Raw genomic sequence first — 25987 nt, 5'->3', positions numbered from 1 at the left:
ACCCTACTCCGAGAGCCACAACCGTCGGCGTTCTCCGAGCACCGCACCCTGCACCCACCAGATCACCTCGATCGCGGCCGCCCCGAGCAGACCGATCACCAGCCCGATCGACGTCGTCTTGACGTTCGAGGGGTCCAGCATGAACAACTCCCGGGCCAGCGGGATCGCGAAGATCACCACATACGCCGCACCCGACACCACAACCAGTGCGACCCGCCACCACTGGTAGGGCCGGGCCACCACGGCGAGCACCCACACCGCCGACACCAGCAGCGTGATCAGCGCCGCCGTCGACGCCTGGGTCTGTTCCGCCGGGGTGGCCTCCCGACCCTGGTAGGCAGCCAGATACGAGCTGAACGTCGCGATGCCGACCACCAGACCCGACGGCAGCGCCGCCGTCATCACCCGGCGCACGAAACCGGGTTGTGCGCGCTCGTTGTTGGGCGCCAGCGACAGGATGAACGCCGGGATGCCGATGGTGAACCAGGCCGCGATCGTGACGTGGATGGGCTGGAACGGGTACAGCAGCGGATCGGAACCGAAGAACCTCGACGACAGCCCGGCCAGGCCCACCAGGATGGCCAGCAGCACCGAGTACACCGTCTTGGTCAGGAACAGGTTGGAGACGCGTTCGATGTTGCCGATCACCCGCCTGCCTTCGCCGACGACGTACGGCAGCGTGGCGAACTTGTTGTCCAACAGCACGATCTGGGCCACCGCCCGCGTCGCTGAACTGCCCGAACCCATCGCCACGCCGATGTCGGCGTCCTTGAGCGCCAACACGTCGTTGACCCCGTCGCCCGTCATCGCGACCGTGTGACCCCGCGACTGCAGGGCGTGCACCATCGCGCGCTTCTGATCGGGCCGCACCCGGCCGAACGTCGTGTATTCCTGGAGGCTGTCCGCCAGCCGCTCGGGTTCGTCGGGCAGCTCGCGGGCGTCGATGGCCTGCCCGTGCAGGCCGAGCGACTCTGCCACCGCGCCGACCGACACCGCGTTGTCACCCGAGATGACCTTGATCGAAACCTTCTGCGACGCAAAGTATTCGAGCGTGTCGCGGGCGTCGGGGCGGATCCGCTGTTCGAGCACCACCAACGCCACGGGCGTGACACATCCGGGTGCCTCGGGGTGGTCGACGGGCAGGTCGCTGGACCCCAGCAGCAGCACCCGCAGTCCGCGCGCACCGATCTCTTCGGCCTGCTCGGCCGCCGGTGAGCCCGGTTCGAGCAGCACGTCGGGCGCGCCGATCACCCAGTTGCCGTGCTCGCCGTAGGACACCCCGCTCCATTTGGTGGACGATTTGAACGGCGCGATGGCCGTGGCGGTCCACCCCGGCGGCATCCGGTAGGCCTCCACGATCGCCTGCATGCTGGCGTTGGGCCTGGGGTCGTCCGCGGCCAATTGGGCCAGCACGTCGGCGGCCGCGCGTTCGTCGAACTTCTTGAGATCGGCTACCCGCATACCGTTTTCGGTCAGGGTGCCGGTCTTGTCGGCGCACACCACGTCCACGCGGGCCAGTCCCTCGATGGCAGGCAGCTCGTTGACCAGGCACTGCCGGCGCCCCAGCCGGATCACCCCCACCGCGAACGCTATCGATGTCATGAGCACCAGGCCCTCGGGCACCATCGGCACCAGCGCGCCCACCATCCGCAGCACCGCCTGGTTCCACCCCGCACCGGTGGTGAACAGCTGCGTGTAGATGATCAGCAGGCCCGCGGGAATCAGCAGATACGTGATGAACTGCAGGATCTTGTTGATGCCGGTGCGCAGTTCGGAATTGACCAGCGTGAACTTGCTGGCCTCCTCGGCGAGTTTGGCCGCGTAGGCCTCGCGGCCGACCTTGGTGGCCCGGTACGCGCCGGTGCCGGCGATCACGAAGCTGCCCGACATCACCGGGTCGCCGGGGTCTTTGGCGATCGGGTCGGCTTCACCGGTGAGCAGCGACTCGTCGACTTCGAGGTTGGACTCCTCGACGACTTCGCCGTCGACGACGATCTGGTCGCCGGGCCCGAGTTCGATGATGTCGTCGAGAACCACCTCGTTGGGCGGCAAGGGTTTCGCGGCGGAGACCCCGCCGGACCGCCTGCGCACCAGCGGCTTGGTCTGCCCGACGATGGCCAGCTTGTCCAGTGTCTGTTTGGCCCGCAGTTCCTGGATCATGCCGATGGCGCTGTTGGCGATGATCAGCAGCCCGAACGCACCGTTGATCACCGATCCGGTGGACAGCACGATGATCAGCAGCACACTGAGGATCGCGTTGATGCGGGTGAACACGTTGGCGCGCACGATGTCGGCCACGCTGCGCGCGGCCCTGGTCGGGACGTCGTTGGTCTTCCCGTCCGCAATGCGCTGGGCGACTTCGGCTTCGGTCAGCCCTGCGGCGATCACAGCGGTCACCGGAGGAATGCTCCCATGCCGAACTCGTCGTAGTCCGCGATGGTGAGCGTGTCGCCGTCGAAGGTGACCTCGCCGACGGAACCCGGCGGGAAGTTCTCCGACACCCAGGTGTAGGTGAAGGTGTTGCCGTCCCAATGTGACAGTCGCGCATCGAACTTGGTGCCGAGGGTGAGCTGCAGGCCGCCGTCGACCTCGGTGACCGTGGCCGGACCCCAGTAGTCGTTGTGGTAGGTGCCGACGTACGACGACAGCGGCGCGGCAGGTGCGGGATCGGCGGGTGGTTGCTTACCCGCCAACGAGCCCTCCGGGTTGATCATCTCGGCGAAAACCTTGCTGTAGAGCCCGTACCAGTCCTCGCGGACCTCGCCGAACTGGACGAGGTCGGCGAACTCGGCGGTCAGCGCCTCCGGCACGCCGGAGGGTGTGCCGTTGGTGAGCGCGACGATGGCCACGTCTGCCGACGGCAGGATCAGGAAGTTGGTGGCCGCCCCGAGCAGGAACGCGCCGGAATGGCTCAGCTCCGTCCGCGCGCCCGACGTCGTGCCGACGTTGAAGCCGTACCCGTAGAAGCCCGACCGCATCGCGGGCTCGGTCGCCCGGCTCGAGACGATCTGCGGTGTCAGCGCGGGCAGCAGTGCCTCGGCGGCGACGAGCTGCTTGCCGGCGTGGGATCCGTTGGCCAGCACCATCGCCAGCCAGCGCGTCATGTCGTTGGCCGACGCGCTGGCCCCGCCCGCGGGCGCTTCCGGATCGGCGTCGCGGACGTAGGTCGGTTGGTAGCGCCCGTCGGCGTGGATGTGGCCGACGGCCCGGTTCGGGCGGTCGGCGTAGTCGGCGAACCGGTAGCTCGTCGACGCCATGCCCAGCGGCTCGAACAGCACCTCGTCGGCGAGCTGCTCCCACGGCTTGCCAGCACCTTCGGCCACCGCCTCGGCCCCCGCGGTGAACCCGAAGTTGGTGTAGGCGTAAGAGATCCGGAACGGGTCCAGCGGAAGATGCCGCAGCCGCTCGAGCACCTGCCTGCGGTCGTACCCGATGTCCTCGAGCTGGTCGCCCGCGTGATCGGGCAGGCCGGAGCGGTGCGCGAGCATGTCGCCGATGGTGACCATCTGCGTGACGACCGGATCCGAGAGCGCGAACCACGGCAGCTCGGTCACGATCGGGGTGTCCCAGCCGATCGCGCCGACACCGACCTGGTGGGCCACCACCGTCGCCGCCAGCGGTTTGGACAGCGACGCCAGCTGAAACACGGTGTCGGCGTCGACCTGGTTCTGCGCGCCGTCCTCCCCTACCTTCTTGACGCCGAAGCCCTTCGCGTACACGGTTTCTCCGGCGTGCACCACAGCCACCGCCATGCCAGGGACCCCGGACTCGGACAGCAACCGCTCGGCGATGCCGTCGAGTTTCGCGACGGCATCCTCGACGGCGTTCTCCGGCAATGCCATCGCCGGGACCAGCGGTGGCGGCACGTCGGCCTGCGCGGGAGCCGACGGCGCCTGCGGAGTCGATTCCGACGCGCAGCCCACCCCCAGCGTCAACAGCAACACCGCGACCACGGCTCTGACCAGTGAACTCATGACGTGAACCGTAACGGGTGCCTTCCCGCTGGGCCCGTCATACGCGCCAGCGGGCGTCCGCCGCATCGATTTCTGCAGCAGGGTCGTGGGTAGCCGACGAACAACAGCCCTGAGGCAGAAATCGCGGCGCAGACCGACGCCGGGCAGCGCGGATCAGAGCCGCCACCACGGCTCGAAGGACGTCGTCGCGGGATCGACGCGTTGGCCCGGCTTGGGCACGGCGATCCGGACGCGCTCGCTGCCCGCCGCTTGGACCAGCCGTTCGACCGGCTCCGCCCAGGGGTGGGGGGCCAGCCGAAACGTCGCCCAGTGGATGGGCACCAGCAGGCCGGAGTCGGCCTCGGCGACGTCGAGGTGGGCGCGGACGGCCTCCTCGGGGTTCATGTGGATGTCGGGCCAGGCCGGGTGGTAGGCGCCGATCGGCAGCAGGGTCAGGTCGAAGGGCCCGTGGTCCACCCCGATTTCGGGGAAGCTCTTGGTGTAGCCGGTGTCGCCGCCGAAGAACGCGCGATGTTGCGGGCCGGTGATCACCCAGGACGCCCACAGCGTGGTGTCGCGGGCGAACAGCCGGCCCGAGAAGTGCCGCGCCGGGGTGCACACCAACCGCAGCTCACCGATCTGGTGGCTGTCGTACCAGTCCAGCTCGACGATGCGGCTCTGCGGGATGCCCCACTTGCGCAGGTGAGCGCCGACGCCCAGCGGCACCACGAACGGTGCCCGCTGGGTGCGGGCCAACCCGACGATGGTCTCGATGTCGAGGTGGTCGTAATGGTCGTGGCTGATCAGCACCGCGTCGACGGACGGCAGCGCTTCCAGCGGGGCAGGGACTTCGTGCAGCCGCTCCGGCCCCACTCGCCGCGACGGCGAGCAGCGTCGGCTCCACACCGGATCGGTGAGCACCCGGTAGCCGTCGATGTCGATCAGCGCCGAGGAGTGGCCGAACCAGGACACCGCCAGCGCGAGCGGCTCGTCGCCGGCGGCGGCGGGCTCCACCACCGGCACGGGGCGGGCGGGCTTCCCGGTGTCGCGGGAGCCGAGCAGTTCGCGCAGCAGCAGCTGTTGCTGCTCGCGGTCGAGGTTGATCGTCGAGGCGGGATCGAGGTTGACGAAGACGCCGTCGCGGTAGTTCGGCGAGCGCCTGGCCACGGCCTCGATCTCGGTGGGTGAGGCGCCCAGCGCGACGGGTGCACCGTTCAGCGCGCGCAACACCCAGCTCCCGGCCAGCAGCGAGGCCGTCCCGAGCCCGAAGCGCAACGCCGTGCGGATCATTCAGGCTCCCTGGAACCTCGGTGGCCGCTTCTCGATCCGCGCGACCTGGGCCTCGATGACGTCCTGGCTCGCCCAGGCGCGATCGAACAGCTCCTGATGTTCCGGCCACGGGTCCTCGTACGCGCCATCGTCGTTGAGTACCCGTTTGGCGTGCTGCAACGCGAGCGGGGCGTAGCCCGCGATCTCCGCGGCCCATTCCTGCGCATCGGCCAGTGTGCCAATGCGATTGGCCATCCCGGTGTGCAGCGCGGCGTCGGCGGTGAGCCGCTCGGCGGCCAGCAGCATGCCCCGTGCCCGGCCGGCACCGACCAGCGATGTCAACCGCCTGATGCTCCAGTTATCCAGTGCCAGACCGTATTTCGCGACTGGAAACTGGAAGTACGCCTCGGGCGCCACGACCCGAAGATCGCAGATCATCGAGAGAATGACACCGGCGCCGATCGCGGGCCCGTTGATCGCGCCGATGACCGGAACCGGGGCCTTGTCGATGGCGAGGTTGAGGGCCTTGGCCTTGTCGGGCAGCTCGTCGGCTACCCCGGAGGGGTCGGACAGGTCGGCGCCCGAGCTGAATACCGCGCCCTGCCCGGTCAACACGATCGCGCGGACTTCCTCGGTTGCGGCCTTCTCGATCGCTTCACGCAGGCCGTCGACGAGCTCGCCGTTCAGCGCGTTGCGGCTTTCGGCGCGCTGCATCTCCAGCGTCAACACCTGGCCGTCGCGGGTCACACCAATCATGTCGCCACCCTAGCGAGCGGAGTGGTCAACCCTGCGGGGTGACCACGTCCCAGCCGTCGGGCACGCCGCTGACCTTGACCTCGTCGCCCTGGGCTTCGATGTTCACGGTCGCCTCGCCCAGCGTCAGCTCGGTCAGCGAGATGCGGCCCCAGGACTCCGGGAGCTTCGGGGTCACCACGATCCGCCGGTCCGGCACGTGCGGGTCCAGCCCGAGGAATGCCCGCACCAGCAGCAGCGGTGCGGCGCTGGCCCAGGCCTGAGGTGAGCACGACGTCGGATAGGGCACCGGTGAGCGGAACTCCGAACGCGAGAAACCGCAATACAATTCGGGTAGTCGGCCGCCGAACGCGGCGGCCGCGTCGAGCAGCCCGGTCGCCAATCGTTCGGCGAGATCCACCGCGCCGGGCACGTGCCGATAGCGCATCAGGCCCGCGACGACGATCGCGGTGTCGTGCGGCCACACCGAACCGTTGTGGTAGCTCATGGGGTTGTAGGCGCCCATCGAGGTGGCCAGGGTGCGCAGGCCGAAGCCGGAGTCCATCTCGTCGGTCCCCAGCTGTTTCACGATCGACTCCACGTGCTCGTCCGCGGCGATGCCCGTCCACAGGCAGTGACCGATGTTGCTGGTCAGCGAGTCGACGGGCCGCTTGTCGCCGTCCAGCGCGAGCGCGTACCAACCGCGGTCGGGCAGCCAGAACGCGTCGAGGAACTTGGCCCGCAGCGTCTGCGCCCGAGTGCGCAACCGCTTGGCGGTCGCCGCCTCACCGAACGCCTCGGCCAGCTCGGCACGGGCCAGCAGGGCGGCGTACTGGTAGCCCTGGACCTCACAAAGCGCGATCGGCGGTTCGGCGATTCGCCCGTTCGCGTAGTTGATCCCGTCGAAGCTGTCCTTCCAGCCCTGGTTGACCAGCCCGCGGTCGGTCGCCCGTTGGTACTCGATGAAGCCGTCACCGTCGCGGTCGCCGTACCGCGCGGCCCAGTCCAGCGCCGCGTCGGCGGCCGGCACCAGCAACCGGATCACGTGCTCGTCGGCACCCCAGCGCCAGCTTTCGGTGAGCAGCATGACGAACAGCGGCGTCGCGTCCACCGCGCCGTAGTAGACGGGGCCGCCGAGTACCGCGGCGCTGAGCGGTCCGCGGCGCAACTCGTGCATGATCCGCCCGGGCTGCTCCTCGGTGACCGGATCGACGTCACGGCCCTGGGTCTCGGCCAGCTGCTCCAAAGTGCCCAGCGACAACCCGTAGTCCACCGGCAACGACATCCACGCCGTGAGGATGCTGTCGCGGCCGAACAGCGTCATGTACCAGGGGGCACCCGCCGCGACGAACGGTCTCTTCTCGCCGGCTTCGTCGTGGATCAACAGCGCGCCGAGGTCGCTTTCGGTGCGCCGCAACACTTCTGCGAGCACCCTGTGGTCGGGGTCGACCTTGGTGGCGGTGCCGCGCCATGCCTGCAGCTTTTGTGCGGGCGCGCTGGACTCGAGAAGCTCGCCCGACCGGAAGCGGCTCTTGACGCTCTGGTTGGACCACGTCGGCTGTGCGACGACCTCGGTCTGCCACCGCTGGCGCGGCGGAATGACGATGCGCCAGCTGAACGTCCCCGGTACCACGGTCGGGTCCCCCGACGCCGACACGACCAGACCGCGCACGTGGTCGGTGCGGTCCCGAAGGACGAGTTCGCCGCTGACGACGGTCATCTCGGCGCTGCTGGGGGCCGGGCGGCCCTCCTTGACCGCGAACAGGTCGGCGAAGTCGGCGTCCGCGTGCAGTTCCACGGCCACCACGGTGGGTTCGGTGCCGAGGTTCTGCAGCGAGATCGTCTCCCGCATCCCGTCGGCCACCAACCGTTCGCGCACCACCAGCAGCGTGCTGTCGGCCAGCCCGGCCAGCGGTGCCCGACGCGAAACGAAATGCGCGGCGAACGCCTCGGGCATTTCGACGGATAACGGCTCGGGCGGCCGGCCGTCGACGCGCAGTTCCCACCGGGACAGCACCCGGGAGTCGCGGAAGAACAGCCCGTGTGAGCGGCCCTCCTGCACGTCGCCGTCGTAGTCGGACCGGCAGAAGGTGGCGCCCTCCACCAGGGTCACCGCGTCGCCGCCGAACCCCAGACTGGCCGGTTCGCCTGCGTTGAGAGCGGACGGGGCGGTCATATGCGTCCGCGCCTCGACCTGGTCGGCGTGACGATCTGACGCATCGCGAGCGGTTGCTGACCGCGCGCCGCGTCGACCACCTCGCGGTAGATGCGTTCGTAACCCGAACCGAAGTGGCCGAACCCGAAGTGCGCGGCGACATGTCGGCGGCAGGCGGCCGGATCCAGCGTGTCGACCTCTGCGATGGCCTGCGCAAGCTCGTCGGGCCGATCACACACGAACCCGGTCACACCGTCGGCGATCACCTCCGGCACCGCGCCGCCGCGCAGCGCCACCACCGGGGTGCCGCACGCCATGGCCTCGATCATCACCATCCCGAACGGTTCCTCCCATTGGATCGGGAACAGCACGCAGCGCGCGCCTGCCAACAGTTTGCGCTTGTCGTCGGCGTCGGCCTGGCCGAATACGTGGTCGTTCTCGGTCAGCCGTGGGCGCACGTATTCGTCGAAGTACGCCTGCTCGGCGGGCTCGTCGCACTTGGCCGCCAGCACCAGTGGGATCCGGGCCGCGTGTGCGGCGTCCAGCGCCAGGTGGGCGCCCTTGTACGGGGCGTACCGCCCGAGGAACAACGCGTAGTCGCCCTTGTCGCTTCGGAACGGCCAATCGTCGATGCGCAGTGAATTATGGACGCGGCCAACCCAGTTCAGATCGGGGGCCAGCTCACGCTGTCGGTCACTGATCGCGATGAGGCCGACGTCTTCGCCGAGCTCACGATAGAACGGATACAGATCCTCGTCGATCGGCCCGTGCATGGTGACCACGGTCGGCAACCCGAGCGTCCGGTACAGCGCGGCGTTGAGCGGACCGGCGAACGTGTGCTCGTGGATGATGTCGATGCCGTCGTTCTTGACGATCTGCTCGATCGCGCGCCGCGTCTTGAGCGCGTGCATGATCTCCGGGTACGGCTGGCCGAGACGGTCGGGAAGCGTGCGGTCCCACAGCGGAACGAACTCGGCCGCGGTGCCCGGCTCGCCTGCACCCAGCAGCGTCACGTCGTGTCCGCGTTTCACCAGGGCGTCAGCCAGGTCGGCGACGACGGCCTCGGTGCCCCCGTAGCTTTTCGGTGGAACGTCGAAGTAAGGCGGTGCGACGAGCACGATGCGCATCGGCTCGATGGCTGACTCGATGGCCGGTTCGTCGACTTGACGCTCGTTGACGAAATTGGTGGGGCTCACTGTTCCTCCTCTAGTCTCTCTGCCCTCCCCGCGGCGTTAGCACTCTTGCCTCACGAGTGCTAATTATGGCTCGTCGCCGCGTAGTTCGCGAATCGGTTGATCTGGGACGGCGGTGGCCCGCGTCAGCCTCATCGGGTGAGCCGTATCGGCGCCACTGCCTTGCGTGATGCCGTCCTCGACGACGGATCGCTTCACAGCTGGGACACCCAGCCTCCGCAGATCGCGACCACCGACTCGTATCGTCGCGACCTGATCGCCGCGTGGCATTGGTGACGTGCGGGTTTTCGCCCGGCTCGATCGCAGTGGCGGCCGCTGAGCGCATCACCATGGCATCACCATGGCGGTGCGACGGGCCACGGCCGAGCGACTGCCGTTGGTGGCATCGCCGATTTCGGGTGGCATCCGCATGCAGGAAGGAACGGTCGCGTTTCTGCAGATGGTCAAGATCGCGGCCGCCGTCGAGCTGCACAAAAAGCGCACCTGCCGTACTTAGTATAGCTTCGCAACCCGACGACCGGCGATCGCTGCGCGCGGGCCGGCCAGCACGCAATCAGTGCAAACGCAAAAAAGTCGCCGTACCGGTGCCAAAATTGCGCCATGATCGGGGACATCACCGTCGTCGTCGCCGATGACCACCCGGTGTATCGGACCGGCGTTGTGCGGGCGTTGAAAGAGAGCGGCCGGATACAGGTCGTTGCCGAGGTCAGCGACGGCCGTGGCGCGCTTGCCGCCATCCGGGAGCACCGGCCGGCGGTCGCGCTGCTCGACTTCCAGATGCCGGAGCTCGACGGCCTCGACGTCGCGAACGCGGTGGCACGCGACGATCTGCCGACCCAAGTCGTCCTGCTCAGCGCATTCGATGACGCCCCGCTGGTGTACAAGGCCCTGTCCGCCGGCGCCAGCGGCTATCTCACCAAGGAGTCGGACAGCAGCGAGATCGTTGCGGCGATCGTCAGCTGCGCCAAGGGCGACGGATACGTTCCGACGCAGTTGGCCAGCGGGCTCGCGAACGAAATCAAGCAGCGGGCCAAGGGGGATGCCGCCCTGCTGTCGCCCCGGGAACTCGAAACCGTCCGGATGATGGCGGACGGGCTGTCGGTACCTCAGATCGCCACCAAACTGCACCTCGCACCGACCACGGTCCGTACCCACGTGCAGCACCTATACGAGAAGCTGGGAGTGTCGGACCGCGCCGCCGCCGTCGCGGAGGCGATGCGGCGCCGACTACTGGAGTAACGGCACTTCGACCCGCACGTGGGTGCCCACCGCTGTCGGTATGAATGTCATTCTGCCGCCTGCGGCTTCGACGCGCGTCCGGTGCGATGCGATGCCGATGTGCCCTTCGGCCAGCCGGCGGCTCAACGTCTCCGGCGAGACTCCCCCGCCGTCGTCCACCACATCGAGGCGACACATGCGGTCGACCGCGCGGAGCTCGATGCGGGCCTTGGCCGCACCAGAATGTCGCTCCACGTTGGAGACCAGCTCGCGCATCACGGCAAAGACCAGGGGGTCGATCGAGGAGCGGACCGGGTAGTCAACCACTGCCGAGATGTCAATGCCGGAGCGGTTTTCGGTGATCGACGCCAGTTTCTGGGTGGCTTCGGCGAGACCGGCCCGGTCGAGCACCGCCGGATGGAGCAGAAACGTCGCCTCGCGCATGTGGCCGATGACCTCACGCAGGCTGCTCAACGCGCGGTGCAAACGGTCGTCGGTGGATGCTTTCGCCGCTTCGCTGATGTCGAACCGCGCGGCCATCACCAGTTGCAGCGGTCCGTCGTGCAGGGTCTCCGAGAGCTGCCGCCGCTCACTGTCATAGGCCGTCATGGTGTCGGCGAGCAGCGCCCGACGTGACGCGCTGAGCCGCTCGATTTCACCTAGGTGGCGCTGCTGGGTGGCGACGACGGCAAGAACGGTGCAGCACAGAAACGCGAACAGCGCGCAGACGAAAAGGGTCTTGGCCCAACCGAGATCCGGCAACATCACCGGGTCGAAGACCACGACGGCGGCGAAAGCCACCGCGCTGACAGCGAGGATGACCGCGGCCCGGCGTGCCGACACCTCCAGCACCACCAGCAGCGCCAGCAAGACCATCACCGCCAGCGGGGTGTATCCACCGTCCGACAGCAGCTCGAAGATGCAGATCGCGGCGACGTCGACGACCGCGACGACCGTCTGGGTGGTGGGATGGGCTGCCGACGTTCCCTTCCGGAACGCCAACACCGCCACCCAGATGGCGCCGGCACCGTAGGTGACGAGCAGGACCGATTGCGCCCACCATTCGTGCGCGTGGGTGCCGAGCACCATGGCGCCGGCCATGAGCCCGACCACCGCCAGCCGAAGCAACGCGGCGGCCCGCACCGATAGCAGTTGATGGTTCTCCCGGATTTCGCGCACGTCACTGCCATCGACGTCAGCGCTGATAGCCGTCATCGCGTCACCCTCGCAAAACTCGACCGCCTTTACCGGGGTTCTACGGTATCGCCGACCGTCACGCCGCGGGGTCGACCGCGATACGGCACGCCCGCTGAGCATGTTTGGCGAGGTCTTCGGCCTCCTGCGCGTTTTCGCCGACACAGAAGATGTAGGCGGCGTGAAACATCGCGCCGGATGTCAGGCCCTTGGTGGAATCCCCCGGCCGCATGACGATTTCGGCATCGATGACTCCCGGCAGGCTGAGCAGCTGTGCCTCATCGGGCATGTCGGTGATCACGCCGGATTCGACGGGTATGGCGAGCCACGCAATCGCGCCGGGAACACGCCTTGGCGGTGTCTGGTTGCGGGGCCTGCGCCCGGAGAGCTGATCGGCCAGCAGCGCCAGGTTGTCGATCCCGTAACTCAGCTTCAGGGAGCGGGGAATCATCGATCCGCCGGGGCGAGAGCCGAACTCACCGACAAACCACCGGCCGCTTCGGTCGCGCAAGACTTCGCAGTGCCCGAAACCGTGTGTCACGCCCAACGCCGTAGCCGCCGCGCGGGTGAGCTTGCGCACCTCGGCGGCCTCGTCGGAGCGGTGATGCAGCCACACCGATCCGACCGCGTGGTCCGCCAGGACCGGGTTGGCGTAGCGGGCCGCCAGGCAGTGCACTTCCTCGCCCTCGTGCAGCATCAGCTCGCAGTGGTACTCGGCGACCACGTCGACGTAACGCTCGACCAGGTAGCTGACCGAGCCGAGGTCTGAGGTCATGGACGTGGACCAGAAGTACGCCGGCAGGTCGCGCGGCGGTGCGAACGCGCCCGCCGCGGCGAGGTCGTCGAAATCGTGCGGACCGACCCGGTGGGTGTTGATCGTGCCGAAACCACTCCGAGGTTTGACGACGATGGCGTCGCCGATCTCGTCGAGGAATTCACGGATCTCGGCGACGCTGTGCACGATGCGGTGCTCGGCAACCGGGATGCCGGCGGCGGCCAGGCGCCGCTTCATCACCGACTTGTCGGTGCATGCGACCGCGCTTTGGTGGTCCTGACCGGGCAGCCCCAACAGGTCTCTCAGAAAGGCGGCGGCGCGGATACACGGCTCGTCGATGGTGGCGACGGCCGTCACCCCGAGGCTTTCGAATTCTCCTGCGAGGCGGGTGAGCTCGTTGTAGTTATCCCATTGGTCGATAGTCCTGATGGGATAGCCCGGGTCGCCGGCTTCGCGCGCGGTGCGCATGGAATCCGGAATCAGGGCGAGGATCTTTTCGCCTTGGGCGTCGAGAAAATTCTCCAACCGCGGACGGTACAGGGACAGGACGACGATCATGATGCGTTTCCTTTCAGTTCGTAGAAGTGCTCACCGTCGATGTAGCGCAGCGTCCAGAGGTCACGAAGCAGGATGTCGTCCACCTCGTGCATCAGCGTCACCGTGACGGGGTAGGTGCTGTCGTCGACGGTTCGTTGCAGTTGTTGTCCGGGGTGAACCTGAAACGCGATGTCGCGGAAGCTCTCCAGCTCCTTGATGGCTTGCAGACCGCGATAGGAAACCAACGTTCCACTGCGCGGGGCGACCATCTTGGCCCAGGCGAAGCTTCGCTGCAGGTGATACGGGCGCCCGCAGCGTTGCCTGAACCGTTGTGGGCGTACATAGGCGTCCACCATCCAGTCGACCTGCGACTCGCCGATCGCGAGAGCCGCGAACCCGGGGATGTCCTGCCCGGCCATCCGCGCCCCCACTTCGACGAGGGAGGGGCCGGCGGGCGTGGTCTTGATCTCGACGTGTCCTGCGCCATGGCGGATGCCGAGCGCATCGAGCACGTCGAACGCGTACGGGATGAGCTTGTCCTGCACTTCGCCGGTGGCGGGCATGATCTGGCAGGCCACCATGAGGTCGCACGCGCCGTTCGCACTGATGCGATGGGTCCGCCAGATGTCGGTGACGTGGTGCCGGCCGTCGTGGCTCATCGTGTTGACCAGGTATTCAGCACCGACGAGGTATTCCTGTGCGACGACACCGTCGGCGGCCTCCGAGTTGATGTTCTCCCGCCCGTTGAGCCTGCGGAACGCCCGTACGGAGTCGTCCGGGGTGGCGCACCAGGTGACGCCGTCATTGGACGAGCTGCGCAGCGGCTTGAGAATCGCCATGCCGCCGAGCTGGGTGTGCCATTTGCGTAGCTGTTCCTCGCTCTCGACGAGGATCTGGCGAGCTCCTTGCAGCCCTTGCGATTTGATCCGCTCGATCATCTCGAACTTGTTGCGCCGCGCCGAGCTCAGCGCCGTGCCGTTGGTCGGCGCGCCGGTCAGCGGGTTCAGCGCCTCGCTCAGCGCATCGGCCAATTCCACGCCCGGTTCGCAGCCGGGAATGACGGCGACGGGTTCGAACGGCAGCAGCGCGTTCACCGTGTCGGCGAGGTCGCCGCGGTGGACGATGTCGGCGACGAACGGGAACCGGTCGGGACGGCCGCGGTAAACCGTGGGGACCTCGGCAGTGCTCTGCACCCGGATGGGGGTGTACCCCACGGCCTGGAAGGCCGGCGCAAGGCGCGACGCCGCCCCATAGGTGTCGACCAGCACGATGTGTCGAGAGCGGTTGTGGTTCATCGGGATTGTTGTGTTCGGTGTCATCATTGGGCTGTCCATCCTCCGTCTACGGCCAATGCCTGGCCTGTCACGTAGGCCGCTTCGGTTGAAGCGAGCCACACCACTGCATGGGCGACCTCTTCCGGTCGGCCGAGTCGTCCCATCGGAATGTGGGATAGGTAGAAGTCGTCGGCCGCCGGTCCCCGTGCGGCCTTGGCTTCGATCAGCATCGGGGTCGAGATCGGCCCCGGGCAGACGGCATTCACGCGGATCCCCTCCGTGGCGTGATCGATGGCGGCTGCCCGGCTGAGCCCCACCACGCCGTGCTTGCTGGCGGTGTAGGGGGCCGAGTGGTAATAGCCGACGATGCCGGCAATCGAGGCCACGTTGACGATGGCACCCCCGGCATTGGCGCGCATATGGGCGATTTCGTGCTTCATCGACAGCCAAACGCCTTGCAGGTTGGTGTCCACGATCCGCCGCCAGTGGTCCAGGTCGTAGCGGTCGGACGCCTTCCCCGACCCCGGTACTCCGGCGTTGTTGCAGGCGGCATCCAACCCGCCGTTGCGGATGACGATTGTGTCGATGAGGCGAGCGACATCGTCTTCGCGGGTCACGTCGACCTGAAAAGCCTGGGCCTTTCCGCCGTCAGACTCGATGAGCGACACCGTTTCCCGCAGAGGTTCGAGCCGTCGGCCGGCGACGACCACCGTCGCGCCCTCTTGCGCGAAGCGGCATGCGGTTGCCCGTCCTATCCCGGTGCCTGCACCGGTGACCAGGACGACTTTGTCTGCGAAGCGACCGGTCATGCGCTGCGCCTCAATTCGGCTCGGTGGGTGCGCATCATGCGAGTCGTCAAGAGGGTGTGGGCGGCGCGCACGATGTCGTCGGCACCGCCGAGCACCGCGGGCTCGAGGGCGGGACTCGCCGGATACGGCACCGCCGCCGCACCGACACGGGCGACGGGCGCGCGCAGTTCCTCGAACGCCTCCGCCATGATGACGGCGGCGATCTCCGCGGTAGGCCCGTACCGCAGCCAGGTCTCGGCGGCCACCACGACATGGCCGGTCTTGCGCGCCGAGGCGACGAGCGTGGCGGTGTCGAGAGGCCGCAGCGAGCGGACGTCCACCACCTCGGCGCTCACGCCGCGCGTCGACAGCTCGGCCGCCGCGTCCAGTGCGTGCCGCACCATGCCGGAGACCGCGACGATGGTGACGTCGGTCCCCTCCTGCACGACGGCCGCCGTTCCCAGGGGCGTGACGTGCTCCCCCTCGGGGACCAAACCCTCAGTGCCGTACAGCTTCTTGTGTTCGAACAGAATGACCGGGTCCGGCGACCGCAGCGCCGAGGTGAGCAGGCCCTTGGCGTCGGCGGGGCTGCTGGGCAGGACGGTGTGAATTCCCGGCAGGTGCGCCGTCCACTGCTCGAGGGACTTCGAGTGCTGAGGTCCCGCGTTCCCGCCGGGACCGCCCTGCGTGCGCACCACGAGCGGCACGGTGACACGACCCTGGGTGACGAAGGGGAAAACCGACGCTCCGTTGGCGAGGCTGTCCATGGCCAGGCAGAGAAAATCGCTGTACATGATCTCGACGACCGGTCGCAGGCCCGACATCGCCATGCCGATCGCGGCGCCGACGATGCCGTTCTCGGAAATCGGGGTGTCCACCACGCGGGTGGGGCCGAACTCGTCGAGCAGACCCTGGGTGGCGCCGAAGATTCCGCCGTACACCGCCACGTCCTGGCCGAGCACGATGACACGCTCGTCGCGTCGCATCTCCAGGCGCAGCGCATCGTTCAGCGCTTGCGCGTATGTCATGCGGTTCATGACCGGGGCTCCCTTCCGTCCCATTTCGTTGCGATGTCGCTGAGTTCTGCGGGGTCTGGCCACGGGCTGGCCTTGGCGAACGCGACGGCGTCGTCGACCTCTCGGCGAGCCGCGCGTTCGGTGGCGTCGACGCGATCAGGGCTGGTGCCTTCATCGATCAGCCGGCCGCGTGCCAGGCGCAGCGGATCGGTGAACCCGGCCCCCTCGGCGGGGTCCCGGTACCCGCCACGGTCGGCCCCGGAGAACACCGCGGCGCGGTAGGTGACGGCTTCGACCAGCGTGGGTCCTTGACCGGCGCGGGCTCGTGCCACGGCCCTGGCCACGCAACGGTGCACGGCTTCGACGTCGTTGCCGTCGACCCGAACCCCGGGTATGCCGTATCCCCAACCGCGGCGGTACAACTCGGTCTCCCGCACGTGCCGGTCGAGGCGCACGCTCAACGCGTATTGGTTGTTCTCGACGAAGATCACGACGGGCAGCCGCCAGAGCGCGGCCATGTTCACCGCCTCGTTGAAAGCGCCGGAGTTCACGGCCCCATCCCCGGTGACGCAGAGCGTGACGCGGCCGTCGCCGGCCAGCCGCTGCGCGTATCCATGACCGACGGCCAACAGCAGCGAATGGCCGATGATGCCCGAGGGAGCGAGCAGCCCGTAGTCCGGATCGGCGATGAGCATGTGTCCCCCGCGGCCGCCGCACTGGCCGTCGGCGCGGCCCATCATCTCGGCGACCGTCGGACCGAGCGGAAGGCCGAGGCCGACATACTGGGCGTGGGGCCGATGCGTCGCTGTGGTGATATCGCCGTCACGTAGCGCGGCGGTGGCGCCGATACCCGCGGCCTCCTGGCCGAATCCCACATGCATCGGCCCCTTGACCAGGCCCTCGGCGCGCAGTTCCTCCAGCACGATGTCGAGCTCGCGCAGGACGCACATGCGGCGATAGAGTTCGAGCAGGTCGGTTTTCTCATCGATGAATCGTGTTGTGGTGCCGATCATTTCGCATGACTCCTTAATTCCAGTGCTTGAGCGAGCGGCGCGCACAGTGCCGCGCCGGTCACACCGACGACCAGGACGGCGATCGCCATGAGGGACGGTCCACCGCGGCTCAGGCTGTACGACGCCAGGATCGGTGCGGTGACCGCTGCGACGGCCAACGCCATTCCCCACAGGCCGTGGTAGCACCCGCGCAGCGCCGGCGGGGCGATGCGGTGCACGATGCCGGCGCCGACGACGAACCAGGCGATTTCCCCGGGGGCACAGGCCGCCGCGGCCACACTGAACTCGGTGGACGTGTGGGCGAAGCTCGCCATCGCCATGCACACGGTCACCCACAGCGTCGCGACCGCCAAGATGTCCAGTCGCGGACGCGAGGCCACGCGCGCACTCAGCCACGGCGTGATGAGCGGGGTGAGCACGACGACGGCCAGCGCGTTGGCCAGCTGGGCGAGACCGTAGGAACCGACGTCGAGCCCGGCGGCGGTCATCAGCATCGGCATCGCGGCGTACAGGCCCCAGAGCGCGGTCAGCGTCCCCACACTCGACGCCAGCAGCAGGAGCAGTCGCGAGTCGGAGAACGCGTCACGGTACGTGGACTTCGTCGGCGGCGCGGGGCGGCGCACATCGGGCGCAATGTAGGCCAGCGCCACCAGAGCGAAAGCCGCGCACGCGGCCGCGTTGACCAGATAGAGCGTCGGGGTGCCGATCCGGTCGGCAAGGAGCCCGCCCAGCCCGCCGGTGATGGCGGCCCCGGCGTTCATCACGCATCCGTACCGCAAGGCGTCGACCTTCGCGCGCTTCTCGGGATCGGAAATCAGCTCCGTGATCGCGGCGGAGACGACCGGACGTGGGGCGTCGTACACCACGCCGGCCAGTACGGCCCCGACCAGCAGCGCGAACACGCTGTGGGCCCCCGCAAGCAACGTCAGCAGCACCGCCGTGACCAGCATCGAGGCGATCAGGGTGGTGCGTCCGCCGATGCGGTCGACCAGCGAGCCGCACACGAGCTGCCCGACCACCCAGCCCACGCCGAAGGCCGCCAGGACCGCGCCGACCGCGGTGGCCCCATGCCCGCGATGAGCGACGTGGTACGCCATGAACGGGTACGCGAACCCCAGGGCGCGCACCAGGAAATTGCCTCCCAGGAGCACCCAGATCGCCGGCGGGTAGCCTTCGTCCGCCGTGATCTCCGGCGCCGGGCCCTGGTTCGTGGTGGCGAGTGTTGTGGTCACGCAATGACCGTAAAAAGCGCTCACCTGCGCGAACATCCTGTGATCACGCCCAGTAGGTGATGAGGCGCCCTCCTACAATCGGAGGACCCGCTGGGCGCGAGCGGCCCGCGTTAGCCTCATCGGGTGAGCCGTATCGGCGCCCTTGCCCTGCGCGATGCCGTCCTCGACGACGGCTCGTTTCACAGCTGGGACACCCAGCCTCTGCAGATCGCGACCACCGACTCCTACCGTCGCGAACTGGCCGCCGCCGCGGCGAAGACCGGCCTCGACGAGTCGGTGGTCACCGGCGAGGGCACGATCTTCGGCCGCCGTGTCGCGTTGGTGATGTGCGAGTTCGACTTTCTCGCCGGCTCGATCGGAGTGGCGGCCGCTGAGCGCATCACCACGGCGGTGCAACGGGCCACGGCCGAGCGGCTGCCGTTGGTGGCATCGCCGAGTTCGGGGGGCACCCGCATGCAGGAAGGAACGGTCGCGTTTCTGCAGATGGTCAAGATCGCGGCCGCCGTCGAGCTGCACAAGAAAGCGCACCTGCCGTACCTGGTATACCTACGCAACCCGACGACCGGCGGCGTGTTCGCGTCGTGGGGGTCGCTGGGCCACGTCACCGCCGCAGAGCCCGAAGCGCTGATCGGCTTCCTCGGCCCGCGGGTCTACGAACATCTCTATGGCGAACCGTTCCCGCCGGGCATCCAGACCGCCGAGAACCTCGAACGGCACGGGGTCGTCGACGCCGTGGTCCCGCTGGACGCGCTGCGCGCGACGCTCGACCGCACGCTGCGGGTGGTCGCCGATCCGGCGGAACCGCCACCGCCCGCACCCGAGCCTGAACGGCTGCCCGACGTGCCGGCGTGGGAGTCGGTGCAGGCCTCGCGGCGGCCCGACCGGCCCGGCGTCGGATATCTGTTGCGGCACGGGACCACCGACCAGGTGCTGCTGTCGGGGACCGGTCACGGCGAGGCGGCCACGACGCTGCTGGCGCTGGCCCGCTTCGCCGGCCAGCCCGCCGTCGTCCTCGGCCAGCAGCGGGTGGTCGGCGGCATGGTCGGACCCGCGGCATTGCGGGAGGCCCGCCGGGGCATGGCGTTGGCCGCCGGCCTGAAGCTTCCCCTGGTGCTGGTCATCGACACCGCGGGGCCCGCGCTCACCGTCGAAGCCGAACAGGGCGGGCTGGCCGGCGAAATCGCACGGTGTCTGGCCGAACTCGTCACGCTGGACACCCCGACGGTGTCGGTGTTGCTGGGCCAGGGCAGCGGCGGGCCGGCGTTGGCGATGGTGCCCGCCGACCGGGTGCTGGCCGCGTTGCACGGCTGGTTGGCGCCGCTGCCGCCGGAGGGAGCCAGCGCGATCGTGTTCCGCGACATCGCCCATGCACCGGAGCTGGCTGCGGCACAAGGGATTCGCTCGGCAGACTTGCTGCGCCACGGGATCGTCGACGCGATCGTGCCCGAACGCATGGATGCCGCCGACGAGCCGGTGGAGTTCACCCAACGGCTGTCGGCCACCATCGCCAACGAACTTCACACGCTGCGATCGATCCCCGACGCCGAAAGGCTGAACACCCGGTTGCGGCGGTACCGGAACATCGGGCTGTAAGGCGTCGCGATTTGGCCGATGCTGGCAGTCGGCGACAAGTGGCATGCTGGCGTTTGTGGAATCTCTGCTTCATTTCGCGGGGAACTTCTGGTGGCTGATCTTTCCGCTCGGCGGGGCGATCGGGGGCAGCGTGCGGGCGATCGCCGCAGCCAACGAGCGCCGTGCGGAGCGCCGGCTCGAGCGCTACCGCATCAAACAGCAGGCCAAGATCGCGCTGGCCGAGGCGGCCGGAAGGACACGGGAGAACGAAGGAATCAACCGTCGCGAGATGACGAAGGTGCTGCAGCGCCACGACCGCACCGACGCCCGCTGGCTGGACTACGAGATCGACATCGCCAAGCTGTTGGACTTCCCGCTGATGACCGATCTGCGTGATCCGTTGACCATCGCCTTCCACAAGGCCCGCAGCCGCGCCGACCTGCTGCGACCCGACACCGTCGACGACATCCTCGGTGACCGCGCCGCCCAGCTCGAGTACCGGGACGCGGTGCATGACTACGTGGCAGCGTTCGACGTGGCCGAAGCCGAGGCGATACGCCGGCGGCGCAGCGACTTCTCCGCCGAGGACCAGGACCGGCTGGACCGGGCCCAGCACCTGCTGCGGCTGGCGACCGACCGCGGGGCCACCCAGGAGGAACGCAAGAGCGCCTATGCCCGGGCCCAGAAGGAACTCGACGGCCTGGTCGTGCTGCCGGCGGTGACCAGGGCCAGCATCGAGCGCCGGATCGCAGGCGAGATCGAGGCGTAGGCGGGTTCAGCCGCCCAGCTCGGAGACCGCGGAGTCCAGGATGGCGGCCTGCTCGCTCAGCTCGCGCTCGGAGGCCTCCGCGCTGACCCGGCCCAGCAGGTCCTCACGCGAGATCACCTCCAACGCGCCGCGGTATTTCTCCGATGCCAGCTGCCCCGCGCCGATCACCTCGGTGCGGCCCTCCACCAACACCAAGACGGCGTTCTTGTCCTCGGCGTGCAGCAATCGGCGCACATCGTCGGTCGAGATGGTCATGGCACAGGGATACCCGGGCCGGGAAACGGCGACACCACACAGCCGTATTCGTGGGAGCATGCGGCATGGCCGCAATCACTCCGTTTCGCATCGCCGTGCCCGACTCCGACCTCGATGACCTGCGCGAGCGGTTGACCCGCACGCGGTGGCCGGAGGCCGAAACTGTCGACGACTGGAGCCAAGGGATTCCGCTGGCCTACACCCGCGAGCTGGCCGACTACTGGGCGCACACCTATGACTGGCGGGCCCGCGAAGCCGCGCTGAACCGCTTCGACCACTTCACCACCGAGATCGACGGGCTCACAATCCATTTCATTCACCAGCGGTCGGGCCGCGACGACGCGTTCCCGCTGCTGATCACCCACGGCTGGCCCGGTTCGGTCGTCGAGTTCCACAAGGTGATCGAGCCGCTCACCGAGCGCGGGTTCGACGTCGTGTGCCCGTCGCTGCCCGGCTACGGCTTCTCCGGAAAGCCGTCACGAACCGGGTGGGGCGTCGAGAAGATCGCCGCGGCGTGGGCCACGCTGATGGGCCGGCTCGGCTACGAGCGGTACGGCGCCCAGGGCGGCGACTGGGGAGCGGCCGTCACCACCCAGCTCGGCCGCGACGCCGCCGGCGGCAACGGGTGCGTCGCGATCCACCTCAACATGCCGCTCGGGCAGCCCGGTGATCTCTCCAACCCGACCGAGGACGAGCTGGCCGCGCTCGAGCGGCTGGACTATTACCAGAAGTGGGATTCGGGCTACTCCAAGCAACAGATGACCCGGCCGCAGACGCTGGGCTACGGGCTGGTCGACTCGCCCGTGGGGCAACTGGCGTGGATCGTCGAGAAGTTCTGGTCGTGGATGGACTGCGACGGCCATCCGGAGAACGTGCTGAGCCGAGACGAGCTGCTCGACAACGTGATGCTCTACTGGGCGACCGCGTCGGGCGCCTCGTCCGCGCGGCTGTACTGGGAGAGCTTCGCCAGCTTCGGCGACAGCGAGCCGGTACAGGTGCCCACCGGTGTCGCGGCGTTCCCCAAGGAGATCCTGCGCTCCCCGCGTAGCTGGTGTGAGAACAACTACAACGTCACGCACTGGACGACGATGCCGCGCGGCGGCCATTTCGGCGCGTTCGAACAGCCCGAGCTCTTCGTCGACGACGTCGCGACGTTCTTCGACGGCTTCCGGCATTGAGGTCAGGCCAGTGACTGCACCCACGCCCGGTGCAGCGCGGCGTAGCGGCCGTCGTCGCGGGCGATGAGGTCCGCGGGAGCGCCGTCTTCGACGATGCGGCCGTGTTGGAGCACCAGCACCCGGTCGGCGATCTGCACGGTCGACAACCGGTGCGCGATCACCAGCGCCGTGCGATCGGCGAGCACCGTCTCCAGGGCACGCTGCACCATCCGCTCGCTGGGAATGTCCAGCGACGACGTCGCCTCGTCGAGGATCAGCACCGCGGGGTCGGCCAGGAACGCCCGCGCGAACGCGACGAGCTGACGCTGCCCCGCCGAGAGCCGGCCGCCGCGCGTGGCGACATCGGTGTCGTAGCCGTCGGGCAGCGATTCGATGAACCCGTCGACGCCCACCGCCGCGGCCGCGGCCGCCACCTCCGCGTCGCTGGCGTCGGGCCTGCCGAACCGGATGTTGTCGGCGATGGTGCCGTCGAACATGAAGTTCTCCTGGGTGACCATCACGACGTGGCGGCGCAGCTGCGACTGCGAGACGTCGCGCAGATCGATACCGTCCAGCTTCACCGCGCCAGATGTCGGGTCATAGAACCGGGCGATCAGCTTGGCGATCGTCGTCTTGCCCGCGCCCGTGGTGCCGACCAGCGCGACCGTCTGCCCGGCGGGCACGTCGAGGCTCAGGCCGGGCAGCACCGGGCGGCCCGGCACGTACTCGAATCGCACGTCGACCAAGGAGATCTCGCCGCGCACGTGATCGATCGGGACGGGGTGCTCGGGGTCCTTGATGCCGGGCCGCTGCGCGAGCACACCGGCGAGCTTCTCCAGCGCGGAGGCGGCGGATTGGAAGGTGTTGAAGAACTGGCTGATCTCCTGCATCGGCTCGAAGAACATCCGCAGGTACAGCAGGAACGCGGTCAGGGTACCGATCGTCATCTGGCCGCCCAGCACCCGGTAGCCGCCATAGAGCAGGACGACGCCGGTGGTGATGTTGCCGACCAGTTTGACGCCGGGCATGAAGATCGCCAGCAGACGGAAGGTCTTTTCGTTGTCGTCCTTGTAGCGATCGGCGATGTCTTCGAAGATCTGCTGGTTGCGCGGTTCGCGACGGTACGCCTGCACGGCCTTGATGCCGGTCATGGTCTCGACGAACTGCACGATCACCAGCGCGGCGCTCTCGCGGACCTTGCGGTAGGTCTTGGCCGACTCCTCGCGGAACCACCACACCAACGCGACCAGGACGGGGAAGGCGCCCAGGCACATCAGGCCCAGGCGCCAGTCCAGCGTCACGAGCAGGATCGCGGTGCCGAAGAGGGTGAGCACGGCGGTGACGAGGCTGTCGAAACCGGTTTCCAGCATGTCCTGGATGGCCTCGACGTCGTTGGTGGAGCGGCTGACCACCCGCCCCGACGTGTAGCGCTCGTGAAAGGCGATATCGAGACGCTGGAAGTGCCGAAACACCCGGCGCCGCAACTCCAGCAGCACCCTCTGCCCGATGCGACCCGACCGGCGCAGAAAGAACATCCGGCTGGTGGCCTGGATCAGTACCACCACCCCGAGAGCCGCGACGATCGTCAGCAGCGTGTGCGCGGGTCCGCCCTCGACGATCGGCGGGATGCCGTGGTCGATGCCGCGCTGCACCAGCAGCGGAACCAGAAGGCGGGCAACGTTTTCCACCACGACGACCACCGCGAGCAGCGCGACGGTCACGCGGTAGGGCCGCAACAGCGACCAGAGCAGCAGCCGGGCCTCGCGGCGCCGCGGCACGCTCTCGTCGATCGGCAGGTCGTCGGGTTGCTCCTCGTCGAACGTGCCGCGCCATCCGGGGTCGGCCCGGCCCGCCACGGCGGTCATCGGCCCTCGGATTCCGTGGTGACGAACCGCTGCGTGACGCGGTCGCGGTCCAGCGCCTCCTGCTCCTCGTAGGCCAGGCCGAGCCGGCTGCGGTCCTCGTCGTCCTGCCAGGCGCCGACGCGTTCGGCGCCGTCGTCGAGCTCGTCGTCGGCGGCCAGCAGGTAGCGGTACTCCGGGACGGTGGCGAGCAGCTGAGCGTGCGTGCCGATGTGGGTGATGGTGCCGTAGCCGTCGACCTTCTGCAGCAGCGCGACCTTGTCGGCGATCAGTACCGTCGACGCGCGGTGCGCGACGACGATGGCGGTCACGTCGTGCAGCACCCGGGTCAGCGCCTCCTCGACGACGGCCTCGGTGTGCACGTCCAGCGCCGAAAGGGTGTCGTCGAGCACGAGGATCTTGGGCTTCGCGAGGATCGCCCGGGCCAGCGACAGCCGTTGCCGCTGCCCGCCCGACAGGCTCATGCCCTGCTCGCCGATGCGGGTGTCCAGGCCGAACGGCAGGTCGTAGACGAACTGCGCCGCGGCGACCTCGACGGCCTCGGCGATCTCCTCGTCAGTGGCCGGGTTGTCCACGGACCGGCCCAGCGTCAGGTTCTCCGCCACCGACATCGAGAACAGCGTCGGGTCCTCGAACGCGGTGGCCACGGTGCGGCGCAGCGCCGACAGCGAAAAGTCGCGGATGTCGCGGCCGTCGATGCGGATCTCGCCCTCGGTGACGTCGTAGAGCCGCGACAGCAGCGCGGTGAGCACCGACTTGCCCGACCCGGTGGCGCCGACCAGCGCCATCGTCTCGCCGGGTTCGACGACGGCGTTGACGTGCCGCAGCGCCCAGTCGTCGGGGGTAGCGGGCGTATCGGGAAACCGGAAGCCCACGTCGATGAGCTCCAAGCGTGCTCCGCGGGGCGGCTCGCGGTGCGGGCCGTCGGTGATTTCTATTGGTGCGTCGAAGATCTCGGCGATCCGATTGGCCGCGGTGAACGACTCCTGCGTCATCGACAGCAGAAAGCCCAGCGACGCGATCGGCCACACCAGCGACAGCATCATCGTGATGAACGCGACCAGCGTGCCCATCGTCACGTAGCCGTGGCCGGCGGCGTAGGCGCCGAACCCGAGCACCACGATCAGCGTCAGGTTCGGGATGACCTCCAGCAGGGTCCAGAACTTCGCCGACACCACCACCCGGTTGACCTGCGTGTCGTAGAGGCTGGTGAGCTGCTCGTCGAACCGGTCGTAGACGTAGTCCTCGCGGCCGAACGACTTCACCACCCGCACCCCGAGCGCGGACTCCTCGACATGGGTTGCGACGTGGCCGGACTGGTCCTGCGCCAGCCGCGACAGCCGGGTGTATTCGCGCTGGAAGTGCAGCACGGTGCCGGCGATCGGGACGATCGACAGCATCACGACCACGCCCAGCGGCCAGTACATCACCAGCAGGATCGCGGTCACCACGGTGATCTGCAGCGTGTTCAGCAGCAGAAACAGCAGACCGAACGACATGAACCGACGAATTGTGCCGAGGTCGTTCATGATTCGCGAGAGCAGCTGGCCGGACTGCCACCGGCCGTGAAAGCTCATCGGCAGGATCTGCAGCCGGGCGTAGAGGTCCTTGCGGATGTCGGCCTCCACCCCCATCGTGGCGCGGGCCGCCAGCCAGCGGCGGATGAACCACAGCACGGCCTCGCACACGCCGATGCCCATGGCCGCGCTGCCGAGCAGCCACAGCCCCTGCGGGTCCTGCTCGCGGACCGGCCCGTCGATGACGGCCTTGGTCATCAGCGGAACGGCGATCGTCGCCGAAAGGCTGGCGATCGCGACGGTGACCATCGCGATCCAGCGCGCCCGGTACGGCAGCAGGTACGGCAGCAGCCGCCACAGGTCCGAGCTGGTGCGTCGGCGCTGCGGCGGCGGGGCGATAGCGGGCGCAGAGCGCAGGGTTACGGCGTCAACCACTTAGTAGATCTTCCCATGGGCGGCAACCGGTTAACCCTTCCTCGCCGAAAGGGACAAACGGGCGGGAAAAG

The 25987-nt window shown here is 68.4% G+C and carries 20 protein-coding genes and 1 pseudogene; 5 read left to right on the top strand and 16 right to left on the bottom strand.

The annotated features are described in order from the left end of the window. Nucleotides 1-3 precede the first annotated feature (3 nt). The 6 genes from G6N28_RS15590 to G6N28_RS15565 all read right to left on the bottom strand — a co-directional run bounded on the left by G6N28_RS15590 (nucleotide 4) and on the right by G6N28_RS15565 (nucleotide 9236). Nucleotides 4-2397: a cation-translocating P-type ATPase gene (locus tag G6N28_RS15590; protein ID WP_163901731.1), complete on the bottom strand. Its 2394-nt coding sequence runs from the start codon at nucleotides 2395-2397 to the stop codon at nucleotides 4-6. Further along, nucleotides 2394-3974: a serine hydrolase gene (locus G6N28_RS15585; RefSeq protein ID WP_163901729.1), complete on the bottom strand. Its 1581-nt coding sequence runs from the start codon at nucleotides 3972-3974 to the stop codon at nucleotides 2394-2396. Before G6N28_RS15585 ends, G6N28_RS15590 begins: the two co-directional genes overlap by 4 nt. 153 nt (nucleotides 3975-4127) lie before the next feature. Beyond that, nucleotides 4128-5243, bottom strand: coding sequence for an MBL fold metallo-hydrolase (locus G6N28_RS15580; RefSeq protein WP_163901727.1), 1116 nt, complete (start codon nucleotides 5241-5243; stop codon nucleotides 4128-4130). After that, nucleotides 5244-5978, bottom strand: coding sequence for an enoyl-CoA hydratase (locus G6N28_RS15575; protein ID WP_163901725.1), 735 nt, complete (start codon nucleotides 5976-5978; stop codon nucleotides 5244-5246). A 25-nt stretch (nucleotides 5979-6003) separates the two neighbouring features. Beyond that, nucleotides 6004-8130, bottom strand: a complete 2127-nt coding sequence (locus G6N28_RS15570) for an amylo-alpha-1,6-glucosidase (RefSeq protein WP_163901723.1) — start codon at nucleotides 8128-8130, stop codon at nucleotides 6004-6006. After that, complete coding sequence (locus G6N28_RS15565) at nucleotides 8127-9236, bottom strand: glycosyltransferase family 4 protein (protein WP_163906292.1); 1110 nt, start codon at nucleotides 9234-9236, stop codon at nucleotides 8127-8129. Before G6N28_RS15565 ends, G6N28_RS15570 begins: the two co-directional genes overlap by 4 nt. Nucleotides 9237-9440: 204 nt before the next feature. On the opposite strand from G6N28_RS15565, the pseudogene G6N28_RS15560 reads away from it, so the two are divergent. Beyond that, nucleotides 9441-9800 (top strand): annotated as a pseudogene (locus G6N28_RS15560) (carboxyl transferase domain-containing protein); the annotation flags it as partial. A 102-nt stretch (nucleotides 9801-9902) separates the two neighbouring features. Next, a complete protein-coding gene (locus G6N28_RS15555; protein WP_163901721.1) occupies nucleotides 9903-10541 on the top strand; it encodes a response regulator in 639 nt (212 codons plus the stop codon). On the opposite strand, the gene G6N28_RS15550 is transcribed toward G6N28_RS15555, so the two are convergent. The 7 genes from G6N28_RS15550 to G6N28_RS15520 are packed head-to-tail and all read right to left on the bottom strand — an operon-like array spanning nucleotide 10530 to nucleotide 18349. Beyond that, nucleotides 10530-11735, bottom strand: a complete 1206-nt coding sequence (locus tag G6N28_RS15550; protein ID WP_163901719.1) for a sensor histidine kinase — start codon at nucleotides 11733-11735, stop codon at nucleotides 10530-10532. The genes G6N28_RS15555 and G6N28_RS15550 overlap by 12 nt on opposite strands. A 58-nt stretch (nucleotides 11736-11793) precedes the next feature. After that, nucleotides 11794-13047 carry an ATP-grasp domain-containing protein gene (locus tag G6N28_RS15545; protein WP_163901717.1) on the bottom strand — a complete coding sequence of 418 codons (1254 nt, stop codon included), beginning with the start codon at nucleotides 13045-13047 and terminating at the stop codon, nucleotides 11794-11796. Beyond that, nucleotides 13044-14321, bottom strand: coding sequence for an ATP-grasp domain-containing protein (locus G6N28_RS15540; RefSeq protein ID WP_163901715.1), 1278 nt, complete (start codon nucleotides 14319-14321; stop codon nucleotides 13044-13046). Before G6N28_RS15540 ends, G6N28_RS15545 begins: the two co-directional genes overlap by 4 nt. 23 nt (nucleotides 14322-14344) lie before the next feature. Further along, nucleotides 14345-15109 (bottom strand): SDR family NAD(P)-dependent oxidoreductase, encoded by a 765-nt coding sequence (locus tag G6N28_RS15535; RefSeq protein ID WP_163901713.1) that lies wholly within the window; start codon nucleotides 15107-15109, stop codon nucleotides 14345-14347. Next, nucleotides 15106-16125 carry an alpha-ketoacid dehydrogenase subunit beta gene (locus tag G6N28_RS15530; protein ID WP_163901711.1) on the bottom strand — a complete coding sequence of 340 codons (1020 nt, stop codon included), beginning with the start codon at nucleotides 16123-16125 and terminating at the stop codon, nucleotides 15106-15108. The genes G6N28_RS15535 and G6N28_RS15530 overlap by 4 nt, the downstream gene beginning before the upstream one ends. Next, nucleotides 16122-17117 carry a thiamine pyrophosphate-dependent dehydrogenase E1 component subunit alpha gene (locus G6N28_RS15525; protein ID WP_163901709.1) on the bottom strand — a complete coding sequence of 332 codons (996 nt, stop codon included), beginning with the start codon at nucleotides 17115-17117 and terminating at the stop codon, nucleotides 16122-16124. The genes G6N28_RS15530 and G6N28_RS15525 overlap by 4 nt, the downstream gene beginning before the upstream one ends. Continuing rightward, nucleotides 17114-18349 (bottom strand): MFS transporter, encoded by a 1236-nt coding sequence (locus G6N28_RS15520; RefSeq protein ID WP_407664967.1) that lies wholly within the window; start codon nucleotides 18347-18349, stop codon nucleotides 17114-17116. The genes G6N28_RS15525 and G6N28_RS15520 overlap by 4 nt, the downstream gene beginning before the upstream one ends. Before the next feature lie 123 nt (nucleotides 18350-18472). Between G6N28_RS15520 and G6N28_RS15515 the strand changes: the two genes are divergently transcribed. Both G6N28_RS15515 and G6N28_RS15510 read left to right on the top strand, forming a co-directional pair. Beyond that, entirely contained in the window at nucleotides 18473-19942 is a 1470-nt protein-coding gene (locus G6N28_RS15515) for an acetyl-coenzyme A carboxylase carboxyl transferase subunits beta/alpha (protein ID WP_163901705.1), read from the top strand. Nucleotides 19943-19997: 55 nt separating this feature from the next. Then, complete coding sequence (locus G6N28_RS15510) at nucleotides 19998-20690, top strand: hypothetical protein (protein WP_407664966.1); 693 nt, start codon at nucleotides 19998-20000, stop codon at nucleotides 20688-20690. 6 nt (nucleotides 20691-20696) lie between these two features. On the opposite strand, the gene G6N28_RS15505 is transcribed toward G6N28_RS15510, so the two are convergent. Further along, entirely contained in the window at nucleotides 20697-20945 is a 249-nt protein-coding gene (locus G6N28_RS15505) for a hypothetical protein (protein ID WP_163901701.1), read from the bottom strand. A gap of 65 nt (nucleotides 20946-21010) precedes the next feature. Between G6N28_RS15505 and G6N28_RS15500 the strand changes: the two genes are divergently transcribed. Beyond that, nucleotides 21011-22123, top strand: a complete 1113-nt coding sequence (locus G6N28_RS15500) for an epoxide hydrolase family protein (RefSeq protein WP_163901699.1) — start codon at nucleotides 21011-21013, stop codon at nucleotides 22121-22123. A 2-nt stretch (nucleotides 22124-22125) separates the two neighbouring features. Here the strand turns inward: G6N28_RS15500 and G6N28_RS15495 are convergent, their stop codons facing one another. Beyond that, nucleotides 22126-23967 (bottom strand): ABC transporter ATP-binding protein, encoded by a 1842-nt coding sequence (locus G6N28_RS15495; RefSeq protein ID WP_163901697.1) that lies wholly within the window; start codon nucleotides 23965-23967, stop codon nucleotides 22126-22128. Then, nucleotides 23964-25916, bottom strand: a complete 1953-nt coding sequence (locus G6N28_RS15490; protein WP_163901688.1) for an ABC transporter ATP-binding protein — start codon at nucleotides 25914-25916, stop codon at nucleotides 23964-23966. Before G6N28_RS15490 ends, G6N28_RS15495 begins: the two co-directional genes overlap by 4 nt. Nucleotides 25917-25987: the final 71 nt, after the last annotated feature.

This window comes from Mycolicibacterium pulveris (assembly GCF_010725725.1).
Classification (GTDB): domain Bacteria; phylum Actinomycetota; class Actinomycetes; order Mycobacteriales; family Mycobacteriaceae; genus Mycobacterium; species Mycobacterium pulveris.
The sequence above is the reverse complement of the archived record's forward strand: the minus strand, read 5'-3'. Positions and strand labels throughout refer to the sequence as shown.